9 protein-coding genes are annotated in these 11,172 nt (G+C 64.7%); 8 read left to right on the top strand and 1 reads right to left on the bottom strand.

Features of this window, described 5'->3' with window-relative positions; genetic code table 11:
* Window positions 1-656 precede the first annotated feature (656 nt).
* Together NFG58_RS08375 and NFG58_RS08370 are read left to right on the top strand one after the other, a co-directional pair.
* The gene (locus tag NFG58_RS08375) at window positions 657-2,429 is read left to right on the top strand and encodes a type I secretion system permease/ATPase (protein ID WP_108447747.1); all 1,773 of its coding nucleotides are present in this window, start codon (window positions 657-659) and stop codon (window positions 2,427-2,429) included.
* Window positions 2,426-3,742 (top strand): HlyD family type I secretion periplasmic adaptor subunit, encoded by a 1,317-nt coding sequence (locus tag NFG58_RS08370; RefSeq protein WP_108132754.1) that lies wholly within the window; start codon window positions 2,426-2,428, stop codon window positions 3,740-3,742. The genes NFG58_RS08375 and NFG58_RS08370 overlap by 4 nt, the downstream gene beginning before the upstream one ends.
* Before the next feature lie 126 nt (window positions 3,743-3,868).
* Here the strand turns inward: NFG58_RS08370 and NFG58_RS08365 are convergent, their stop codons facing one another.
* The gene (locus tag NFG58_RS08365) at window positions 3,869-4,759 is read right to left on the bottom strand and encodes a helix-turn-helix transcriptional regulator (protein WP_108132753.1); all 891 of its coding nucleotides are present in this window, start codon (window positions 4,757-4,759) and stop codon (window positions 3,869-3,871) included.
* A 158-nt stretch (window positions 4,760-4,917) separates the two neighbouring features.
* Here NFG58_RS08365 and NFG58_RS08360 point away from each other — a divergent pair, with 158 nt between their 5' ends.
* The 6 genes from NFG58_RS08360 to NFG58_RS08335 all read left to right on the top strand — a co-directional run bounded on the left by NFG58_RS08360 (window position 4,918) and on the right by NFG58_RS08335 (window position 11,163).
* Window positions 4,918-5,616, top strand: coding sequence for an ABC transporter permease (locus NFG58_RS08360; RefSeq protein WP_108132752.1), 699 nt, complete (start codon window positions 4,918-4,920; stop codon window positions 5,614-5,616).
* Window positions 5,613-6,338 (top strand): ATP-binding cassette domain-containing protein, encoded by a 726-nt coding sequence (locus NFG58_RS08355; RefSeq protein ID WP_348827943.1) that lies wholly within the window; start codon window positions 5,613-5,615, stop codon window positions 6,336-6,338. Before NFG58_RS08360 ends, NFG58_RS08355 begins: the two co-directional genes overlap by 4 nt.
* Window positions 6,339-6,475: 137 nt before the next feature.
* Window positions 6,476-7,252, top strand: coding sequence for a substrate-binding domain-containing protein (locus NFG58_RS08350; protein WP_348828122.1), 777 nt, complete (start codon window positions 6,476-6,478; stop codon window positions 7,250-7,252).
* Window positions 7,253-7,424: 172 nt separating this feature from the next.
* On the top strand, window positions 7,425-7,928 hold the full coding sequence (locus NFG58_RS08345) for a cupin domain-containing protein (RefSeq protein WP_348827942.1): 504 nt from the start codon (window positions 7,425-7,427) through the stop codon (window positions 7,926-7,928).
* Window positions 7,929-8,373: 445 nt separating this feature from the next.
* On the top strand, window positions 8,374-9,543 hold the full coding sequence (locus tag NFG58_RS08340) for an isovaleryl-CoA dehydrogenase (protein ID WP_045994997.1): 1,170 nt from the start codon (window positions 8,374-8,376) through the stop codon (window positions 9,541-9,543).
* Between the two features lie 12 nt (window positions 9,544-9,555).
* Window positions 9,556-11,163 carry a carboxyl transferase domain-containing protein gene (locus tag NFG58_RS08335; RefSeq protein WP_108132749.1) on the top strand — a complete coding sequence of 536 codons (1,608 nt, stop codon included), beginning with the start codon at window positions 9,556-9,558 and terminating at the stop codon, window positions 11,161-11,163.
* The last annotated feature ends 9 nt before the right edge of the window (window positions 11,164-11,172 follow it).

Genomic DNA, 11,172 nt, shown 5'->3' with positions numbered 1-11,172 from the left:
CGATTATTTTGGATAGTGATTGCCACCAACTACCAACAAGAACCCATCGACTTTCTTCGAAGATCTCTCTCGCCGCTTTACAGTCCGCCCAGACGAATCCCCAACTTCCGCTGAGACAACAAACGAACCGGCAGCCAGAAAGAGATGGCTCTCTCTGATTCTATAACCCGACGGAGGTACATCAAGATTTTTTTGACAGCGCTAACCATGCGAAATAAACGGTAGAAAAACCCTCATCCACGGTGCTATATCTTGTTGTTTTTTATTGTTTTATTAAATTTCTAACCTATCTGCATGCAGTATACCAACCACTCCAAAACCAAAAACAAGGCACCTTGAAGTCCAGCGTAACAACACTCCAACATGAGACTTTTATTATGCCAACATCGGATATATATTCAGATTTCCACTATTAAAAAATCAGAGATACAGCCCGCAGATAACTGGGGAATAAAATCCAAAGAATAACTAGGCAAAAGCCCCTGCAAAGTAGTTGCAAGGTAGAAAAATCCGCATAACATCTTTAGTCATTCGTCGTCCTCATTGACCCACGACATTGACCATCTATAGGCAAATGGCCCAACCGATTTTCTAAAAAAACGGCGTAATGTTCGCCAAACAAGAAAAATGACGTAACGTCCAGGGGGAGAGGGAAGATGTCTGCGGAACACAACGATCTGCGCAAGGTGCTGGCCTTCTGCCGGCGCAGCTTTGGCTATGTGGCCCTGTTCAGCCTGTTCATCAACCTGCTGATGCTGGTGCCGCCACTCTATATGCTGCAGGTGTATGACCGGGTGCTGACCACCCGCAGCCAGGAAACCCTGTGGATGCTGACTCTGGTGGTGGTGTTCCTGTTTCTGGTGATGGGTGGGCTCGAGCTGATGCGCTCACGCATCCTGGTCCGGGTCGGCAATCGCCTCGATGCGCTGATCAGTCCCCGGCTCTACAGCGCCATGTTCAAGCGCACCCTGTCGAGTCCCGGCAAGCCCTCCGCCCAACCGCTCAACGACCTGACCAGCCTGCGTCAGTTCCTCTCCGGCAACGGCCTGTTTGCCTTCTTCGATGCGCCCTGGGTACCGGTCTACATCGGGGTGCTGGCACTCTTTCATCCGTGGTTTGGGCTGTTTGCCCTGGGCGCCGGCGTGATCCTGGCCACCATCGCGGTCATCAACGAGCGTATGACCAAGCAACTGCTGACCGAGGCCAACGGTCGCCACGTGCAGTCCCAGGACCTGGCCAACAGCAACCTGCGCAACGCCGAGGTGCTGCACGCCATGGGCATGCTGCCCGGGATCCAGGGCCGCTGGGCGGCGCGCCATCGTGAATACCTGGTGCTGCAATCCCAGGCCAGCGATCGTTCGGGCCTGCTGACCAATACCTCCAAGGTGCTGCGGCTGATGTTCCAGTCGCTGATCCTGGGCATCGGTGCCTTTCTGGTGCTCAGGGGCGAGCTGACCCCTGGCATGATGATCGCCGGTTCGATCCTGATGGGCCGCGCCCTCGCCCCCATCGACCAGATGATCAACGGCTGGAAGGGCTTTTCCGGGGCACGCACGGCCAAGGGACGACTCGAGGCGTTGCTCGACGAGGTGCCCGCCGATCCGCCGACCATGCCGCTGCCCCGGCCCCGGGGTCAGCTCAGCCTGGAAGGTGTCAGCGCCGCGCCTCCCGGCGTGCGCCTGCCGACCCTGACCAACATCGACCTCAAGCTTGCCAAGGGCGAACACCTGGCCGTGGTCGGCCCCAGCGCCTCGGGCAAGTCGAGCCTTGCCCGGGTGGTGCTCGGGCTATGGCCGGCTCAGCTTGGCTGTGTGCGCCTGGATGGCGCCGATATCAACAAGTGGGATCGCACTGCGCTGGGCCCCTACCTCGGCTATCTGCCCCAGGACATCGAGCTGTTCGACGGCAGCGTGGCCGAGAACATCGCCCGCTTCCAGGAGGTCGACCCCGAGCAGGTCGTACGTGCCGCCCGCCGTGCCGGCGTGCATGAACTGGTGCTGAAGCTGCCCGAAGGCTATGACACCTATCTGGATCACGGCGGCACCGCGCTGTCTGCCGGTCAGCGCCAGCGTATCGGCCTGGCCCGAGCGCTCTACGGCGACCCCGCGCTGATCGTGCTGGATGAACCCGACGCCAATCTGGACGATGCCGGTGAGGCCGCCCTGGCCGAGTGCCTGCTCCAGCTGCGCCAGCAGGGCACCACCGCGCTGGTGATCACCCATCGCCAACGCCTGCTGAGCAACGTCGATCGTATCCTGGTACTCAAGGACGGCCAGATCGCCTCGCTGACGCCGCCCCGCCGCAACACGCCGGCGGCCGCCGTGGCCACCGCTGGACGGCGCTCGCCCGGCGTCACCACCCTGCACCCCAGCGCCCGGGGGCGCTCCCCCGTCAACCGCCGCAGCGGCGGTGAGGAGACCTCATCATGAACAGCCCCTCCCCTTCCCAGGACGACCTGCCGCTGCAGGACACTCGCTATCGGCGCATGGGCCTGATCATCCTGCTGGTCGCCTTCGGCGGCTTCGGCAGCTGGTCGGTGATGGCCAGCCTGGCGGTCTCGGTGGTGGCTCCAGGCTCGGTGTCGGTAGAGAGCTTCACCAAGACGGTGCAGCATCTCGAGGGTGGCATCGTCGAGCAGATCCACGTCGAGGATGGCAGCCAGGTCGAGGCCGGCGCACCGCTGATCACCCTGGATGACACCCAGGCGATGGCCCAGAGTCGTATCGTCGAGACCGAGTACCTGATCGCCCGCGCCAGCGAAGTACGCCTGCTGGCCGAACAGTCCGGCGCCGAAACGCTGGTCTTCCCCCAGGCCCTGATCGATTCGGACAACGCCCGGGTACAGGCGGTGCTGGAGGTTCAACGACGGCTGTTCGAGGTACGCCGCGACTCGCTGGAGGGCACCCTGGCGGCGCTCGACCAGCAGATCCTCCAGCTCGAGGAGCAGATCACCGGCCTCGAGGAGACCCAGGTCATCACCCAGCGACGAATCGACTCCCTCAACGGCGATGTCGCCAACCACCGCAAGCTGTTTCGTGATGGCTTGATCAGCAGCCAGCGCATGCGCGAGATGGAGCGCGAGAGCCTGGAGTACCAGAGCGACAACGCTCGTCACGTCTCCGAGGTGGCCAGGCTCAGGGCCCAGATCAGCGAGAACACCCTGAACAAGCAGATTCGCCTGCAGGAGTTCCAGCAGCAGGTCGGCGAGGCGCTGCGCCAGGTGCAGGCCGAGGTGGCAGACGCTGAAGAACGCCTGGTGGCGCTGAACGATACCTTGAAGCGCACCCAGATCACCGCCCCGGTAGCGGGCACCGTGGTCGGGCTCAAGGTGCATACCCTGGGCGCGGTGGTGCGCGGCGGCGACCCGCTGATGGACCTGGTGCCCATGGGCGACGGCTTTATCGTCGAGGCCAAGGTGGCCAACCACGACGTCGACCATCTGTACCTTGGCCAACCGGCGGAAATCCGCTTCAGCGCCTTCAACCAGCGGCTGTCCAACGTCATCGACGGTGAGGTCGTCCACGTCAGCGCCAACAGTTTCGAGGACGAGGCGACGCGCCAGCGCTACTACAAGGTACGCATCCAGGTCACCGAACTCGGCGAGAAGGACATGACCGAGAATATGCGGCTGATGGCCGGCATGCCGGCAGAGGTGATGATCCGCACCAGCGAAAGAAGCTTCGCCAGCTATGTGGCGAAACCGATCGTGGACATGCTGGCCCGAGCGATGCGGGAAGAGTAACTAGTGAGACCGCCTTTTCACGCGACACCCTTGCGCGCGTGAAAGGCGGAACACCGAGGATCACCGGCCCTCCGCGACACCCTTGCGCGCGTGAAAGGCGGAACACCAAGGATCACCGACCTCGCATCAGGCGTTGAAGCGAATCGTCCCGATCCGCGACACCTCGTAGCCGCCAAGGCTTTCCGCCTGGTCCCGTAAACGCTCACCCCGGGCGAAGGCGAACAGCCGCTGCAGGGCATCGCTGAAATAGCTGCGTCGCCGCAACAGCAGGTCGAAGGACTCCTGGTGCAGGGGCAGGAAATGAAGCCCCTGGCGCCTTGCTGCGGCCTCCACACCAAGCCCAACGTCCGCCCTGCCCTGGGCAACGGCAAGCGCCAGGTCGTCCTCGCTTGTCGCCGGATGCTCCAGCATATCCAGCTGTTCCATCTCGATGCCCTGCCGCTCCAGCAGCCAACCCAGCAAGCGGTGGGCGCCGGCACCTTCGGGTCGCCGACCGATACGTAGCCCCGGCCTTGCCAGGTCACCCAGGCCTTCGAGGCCAAGCGGGTTGCCCGGCGCCAGCATCAGCCCCTGGGTACGCCTGGCCCAGTGCACCACCACCAGGTCACGCATGCCACCGAGGCCAAGCTCCGAGGGCACATTGTAGCGCCCCGCCCCGTCCAGCAGATGAGCCCCCACCACCATGGCCTTGCCCGCCATCAGCCGCTGGATGCCGTCGCCGCTGCCCAGGCAAAGGCTCGCCAGGCCACAGCCGCTCTCGCGCATCGCCCAGTCCAGCAGCGGGTCCTGACTACCGGCCATCACCTCCAGCGGCTCGGTCGCGGAAGACTGGTCCCCCTCCAGGTGGTTCATCAGCCACAGGTCGATGGCGTGGCGTGGAAACAGCAGTTTGCCGGTGGCACGGGTGCAGGGAATCTGCCCCTGGCGGACCAGATCGTAGACCTTGCGTGGCTTCAACCGCAGATAGTCGGCCACCTCTGCGGTGGTGAGATAGCGAGGCAGGACGGGTTCGACCATCGGGTTACCTCCAAAAGGTGTAGAGGGCCACTTTGCAGGAAGTGGTCTATGGCTGCATATTTTACGGCCATGGGGTGCGCGCCGCAGTAGATCATCACATCATGCAGGTAGACCGGAAAACGGCAAGCACCCGACGCCCCCAAATCGACCGAGACACGATGACCGACTCTGCCTTCCTTACTGCCCTTGAACTCGTCATCGGTCTGGACGCCGACCTGCTCGACATCGTCGGGCTATCGCTGAAGATCTCGCTGACCGCCGTCGCCATCGCTGCCCTGCTGGCCTTTCCATTGGGGGCGGCGCTGGCGCTGTTTCGCTTTCCAGGCCGAGCCCCTCTTATCGTCACCCTCAATGCCCTGATGGGCCTGCCGCCGGTAGTGGCGGGCCTCGCCGTCTATCTATTGCTGTCCCGGGCAGGGCCGCTGGGTTCTCTGGGCCTGCTGTTTACCCCCACCGCCATGGTCGTGGCCCAGGTCATCCTGGTGCTGCCGATCCTGGCGGCCCTGACCCGTCAGAAGGTCGAGGAGCTCCACGGCGAGTACGCCGAACAGCTCGCCTCCATCGGCGTTTCTCGGCGGCGCCGTATTCCGACCTTGCTGTGGGACGCCAGGCTGTCGCTGATCACTGTGGTGCTGGCCGGCTTTGGCCGCGCCAGCGCCGAGGTCGGAGCGGTGATGATCGTCGGCGGCAACATCGACGGTGTCACCCGGGTCATGACGACGGCCATCGTGCTGGAGACCAGCAAGGGCAACCTGCCCCTGGCGCTGGGCCTGGGTATCGTGTTGCTGACACTGGTGGGGGTAATCAATGCATTGGCGCATCTGCTGGGCGAAGCGACGCGGAGGCAGCTCGGATGACCCATCTGACGCTTTCGGTGCCGGCCACGGCGCCACGCCTGAACTTCGATCGCGTCAGCTACGCATCCCGTGGGCAGACGCTGCTGGGGCCGCTGTCGCTGAACCTGGAGGGCCATCGCCGCACCCTGATCATGGGGCCCAACGGCGCCGGCAAGAGCCTGCTGATGCGCCTGGCCCATGGTCTGCTGCAGCCGACGTCGGGGCGCCTGGTGTGGGAAGGCGCGGCGCCGCGCCAGGCCATGGTGTTCCAGCGCCCGGTGCTGCTCAGACGCTCGGCCCTGGCCAACCTCGAGTATGCCCTGGCGGTGCAGCGGGTGCCCAGACGTCAGCGCCGCGAACGGGCCAGGGAGGCGCTGGCGCGGTTTGGTCTGGAGGCGCTCGCCCGGCGACCGGCCAGGGTGCTGTCCGGCGGCGAACAGCAGCGCCTGGCGCTGGCCCGGGCCTGGCTGCTGTCGCCCGAGGTGCTGTTTCTCGATGAGCCCACCTCGGCCCTGGATCCCGCTGCCATTCGCGCCGTGGAGGCCGCCATCGGCGACTTTCACCGCCAGGGGGTGCGCATCGTGATGACCAGCCATGACCTTCATCAGGCGCGCCGACTGGCCGACGAGGTGATCTTGCTGCACCACGGCAGGCTGGTCGAACAGAGCCCGGCGGCGACCTTCTTCGACGCCCCGGTCACCGCCGAGGGCCACGCCTTTGTCCACGGCGAGCTGCTCGATTGAGTGGCCTGCCCCATCCAGAAGTCCGATCAACCCACGCAAGGAAGGCCCCCATGACAAGATATCCAGACTCCACTCCTGCCCGTGCTCTGCTTTCCGGCGCTCTGCTCTCCGGCGCCCTGCTGATCGCCGGTCTGGCGATGTGCGCCATCAGTGCCCAGGCCGAGGATGAGCCCCCTTTTATCACCCTGGCCTCGACCACCTCGACCCAGAACTCGGGGCTGTTCGATGCCATCATCCCGAGCTTTACCGAGGACTCCGGCATCGACGTCCATGTGGTCGCCGTGGGCACCGGACAGGCCTTCGAGATCGCCAGGCGCGGGGACGCCGACAGCCTGCTGGTGCACGACACCGCCGGCGAGGAAGCCTTCGTGGCGGACGGCTACGCCACCGAGCGCGCCGACGTCATGTACAACGACTTCGTGCTGATCGGCCCGGCCGAGGATCCCGCAGGCATCCGTGACGCCGACAGCGCAGCCGAGGCGCTCAACCTGATCGCCGACAACGCGTCGCCCTTCGCCTCCCGTGGCGACGACAGCGGCACCAACCGGGCGGAGCTGCGGCTGTGGGAGTCGGCGGGGGTCGAACCCGGCGGCGACTGGTACCGCGAGCTGGGCAGCGGCATGGGGGCCACCCTCAACACCGCGGCGGGCATGGGTGCCTACGTGATGTCGGATCGTGCCACCTGGGTGGCCTTCGACAACCGTCAGGATCTCGAGCTGCTGTTCGAAGGGGACGAGGTGCTGTTCAACCAGTACGGCAGCCTCAAGCTGTCACCCGAGCGTCATCCGGAGCTCAAGCACGACCTGGCCGACCAGTGGCACGACTGGCTGTTGTCCGAGGCGGGCCAGCAGGCCATCGGCGACTTCGAGGTCAAGGGACAGCAGCTGTTCTTTCCCAACGCCGACGGCGAGTAATCGCTGGCTTGCGCTGAAGCCGGCGGCCGCGCCCGAGGCAGCAACGTCAACTGACCGGGGTCGTAGCAGGGTCATATATCTCGGTCTAGGCTGATACATGGATTGACGCGAGACGGGCGAAGGCACGCGATCGGCGTGCTTCGTTCGTCCCCATGACCGACAAGGACCCTCAATGCGCGCTCGCATCCTCTCTCTGTGCCACTGCCCGATCCCCCGCCAGGACCACCAGCACGGTGACAAGGTCGATGCCAAGATCATCAACCTGACGCCGGTGCTGGGCATGCGCGACCTCGGCTGTCGCCGAGTCACCCTGGCACCTGGCTGCCACGCCTGGCCTTTCCACTTCCATCACAACAATGACGAGATGTTCATCGTGCTCAAGGGCAAGGGCAGCGTGCGTCTGGGAGAGAAACGCTACCCCATCGTCGAGGGGGAGCTGATCGCGGCCCCCGCCGGCGACGCCGACTGCGCACACCAGATCATCAACGACTCCGACGAACCCCTGACCTACCTGTGTATCAGCAGCATGAACGCACCGGACGTGATGGAGTATCCCGACTCAGGCAAGTTTGGTGTACTGGCCGGCAGCGCTCCGGGCGGCGACAAGGCCGAGCGCAGCTTCGAACACTACGGCATGCGCCAGGACGCGGTGGTCTACTGGCAGGACGAAGATTGATGGGACGGGCGCGCCTGGAAGCAGACGGCTCACCCTTGCCGTATCGCTCCATGCCTCGTGCCAGGCGCGCTTTCTCAGGCGTTGCCGATCTCGTCCCTGAATCTGGCCTGGCATTGAACCACTGCCATTATCCTGATCTCGATCTGAACCGCACGGCCACCCTGTTCACCCCATCGCCCTGACCCGAAGGCGTCGTCTGGCGCTTCTGGTGGCTACCCACTGCCGGGCGCCTGCCGCTCGACTACCCGTACCTATCTACCAACTTTGGTCGCAAGCATCACAAGCTGCACTTTACGTTAACGTAAACCTTGCCTAGTCTTCTTGTCATCCCGTGAACGCTCACCGCCTGCGGTGCCGTTTCACCTCGTCACCAACACCATCAATAAAGATGGTCCGGCCCCCTCCTGGCGCCGTATCGACCATCAAGGATGCCCCGGAGCCCATCATGTTCAGCCCCTATACGCCCCTCGATTTCGGCCTCGACGAAACCCTGGTCATGCTGCGCGACCAGGTCAACGCCTTCGCCCGCGACGAGATCGCCCCCCGCGCCGGCGAGATCGACGAGAAAAATGAATTCCCCGCCGACCTGTGGCAGAAGTTCGGCGACATGGGCCTGCTCGGCATTACCGTGTCCGACGAGGACGGCGGCACAGGCATGGGCTATCTGGCCCACTGCATCGCCATGGAAGAGATCTCCCGGGCCAGCGCCTCGGTGGGCCTGTCCTACGGCGCCCACTCCAACCTGTGCGTCAACCAGCTCAAGATCAACGCCTCCGCCGAACAGAAGGCCAAGTACCTGCCCAAGCTGATCTCTGGCGAGCACGTGGGCGCGCTGGCCATGTCGGAGCCGGGCGCCGGTTCCGACGTGGTGTCGATGAAGCTGCGCGCCCGCAAGGACGGCGACCGCTACATCCTCAACGGCAACAAGATGTGGATCACCAACGGCCCCGACGCCGACGTGCTGGTGGTCTACGCCAAGACCGATCCTGACGCCGGCTCCAAGGGCATGACGGCCTTTATCATCGAGAAGGGCTTTGCCGGCTTCTCCACCGCCCAGAAGCTCGACAAGCTCGGCATGCGCGGCTCCAACACCTGTGAACTGGTGTTCGAGGACTGTGAAGTCCCCGCCGAGAACGTGCTGGGCGAGGTCGGCAAGGGCGTGCGCGTGCTGATGAGCGGGCTGGACTACGAGCGCACCGTGCTGGCTGCTGGCCCCATCGGCATCATGCAGGCGGCGATGGACGTGGTGGTGCCTTACATCCACGAGCGCAAGCAGTTCAACCAGTCCATCGGCGAGTTCCAGCTGGTCCAGGGCAAGGTTGCCGACATGTACACCACCCTGAACGCCTGCCGCGCCTACCTCTACACCGTCGCCGCCGCCTGCGACCGCGGCCAGACCTCGCGCAAGGACGCCGCCGGGGTGATCCTCTACTGCGCCGAGAAGGCCACTCAGGTGGCGCTGGACGCCATCCAGCTGCTCGGCGGCAACGGCTACATCAACGAGTATCCGACCGGGCGCCTGCTGCGTGACGCCAAGCTCTACGAGATCGGTGCCGGCACCAGCGAGATCCGGCGCATGCTGATCGGGCGTGAGCTGTTCAACGAATCCAAGTAAGGGGAGCCGGTCATGGCGATTCTGGACACCAAGATCAACCCGCGCTCCGAGGACTTCCAGGCCCGGGACGCGGCCATGCGCGCCGAAGTCGGCAAACTGGCCGAACTGACCGCTGCCATCCGCCGTGGCGGTGGCGACAAGGCCCGTAGCCGTCACGAATCCCGCGGCAAGCTGTTCGTGCGCGACCGCATCGACCACCTGCTCGACGAGGGCTCGCCCTTCCTCGAACTGTCGGCGTTGGCCGCCCATGAGGTGTACGACACCGAAGTGCCGGCGGCCGGCATCGTCACCGGCATCGGCCGCGTTTCGGGCGTCGAGTGCGTGATCGTCGCCAACGACGCCACCGTCAAGGGCGGCACCTATTTTCCGCTGACGGTGAAAAAGCACCTGCGCGCCCAGGAAGTCGCGCGCAAGCATCGCCTGCCCTGCGTCTACCTGGTCGACTCCGGCGGGGCCTTTCTGCCGCGCCAGGACGAGGTATTCCCCGACCGCGACCACTTCGGCCGGATCTTCTACAACCAGGCCACCCTGTCGGCGGAGGGGATACCCCAGATCGCCGTGGTGATGGGCTCCTGCACCGCCGGTGGCGCCTATGTGCCGGCCATGGCCGATGAATCGATCATCGTGCGCGAGCAGGGCACGATCTTTCTCGGCGGCCCGCCGCTGGTCAAGGCCGCGACCGGCGAGACCATCAGCGCCGAGGACCTGGGCGGCGCCGACGTCCATACCCGGATCAGCGGGGTCGCCGACCACTACGCCGACAACGACGCCCACGCCCTGCAGATCGCCAGGCGCTGCGTGTCCCGCCTGAACTGGCAGAAGCGCGGCGAGCTGGCGATGGCCGCTCCGCGCCCGCCCAGCCTCGACCCCGAGGAGCTCTACGGTATCGTCGGTACCGACCTCAAGAAGCCCTTCGAGGTGCGCGAGGTCATCGCGCGGATCGTCGACGGCTCCGACTTCGACGAGTTCAAGCGCTACTACGGCGATACCCTGGTCACCGGCTTCGCCCATATCCACGGTCATCCGGTGGGCATCGTCGCCAACAACGGGGTGCTGTTCTCGGAGAGCGCGGTCAAGGGCGCCCACTTCATCGAACTGTGTGCCCAGCGCAAGATTCCGCTGGTGTTCCTGCAGAACATCACCGGCTTCATGGTCGGCTCGAAGTACGAGCACGAGGGCATCGCCAAGCACGGCGCCAAGCTGGTGACCGCGGTGTCCTGCGCCAAGGTACCCAAGTTCACGGTGCTGATCGGCGGCAGCTTCGGCGCCGGCAACTACGGCATGTGTGGCCGCGCCTTCGAACCCAACCTTTTGTTCATGTGGCCCAACGCCCGCATCTCGGTGATGGGCGGCGAGCAGGCCGCCGGCGTGCTGTCCCAGGTCAAGCGCGAGCAGATCGAACGCGCCGGCGAGTCCTGGTCCGCCGAGGACGAAGAGGCCTTCAAGAAGCCGACCCGCGAACAGTACGAACACCAGGGCCATCCCTACTACGCCAGCGCCCGACTGTGGGACGACGGCGTGATCGACCCGGCCCAGACCCGCGATGTACTGGGCCTGTCGCTGGCCGCCGCGATGAATGCCGAGATCGAACAGACGCGCTTCGGCGTCTTCCGCATGTAATGCCCTCAA

Origin of the sequence: Halomonas sp. RT37, assembly GCF_040070525.1 — a bacterium.
Classification (GTDB): Bacteria; Pseudomonadota; Gammaproteobacteria; order Pseudomonadales; family Halomonadaceae; genus Halomonas; species Halomonas litopenaei.
This window is presented reverse-complemented; position numbering and strand designations above follow the sequence as displayed.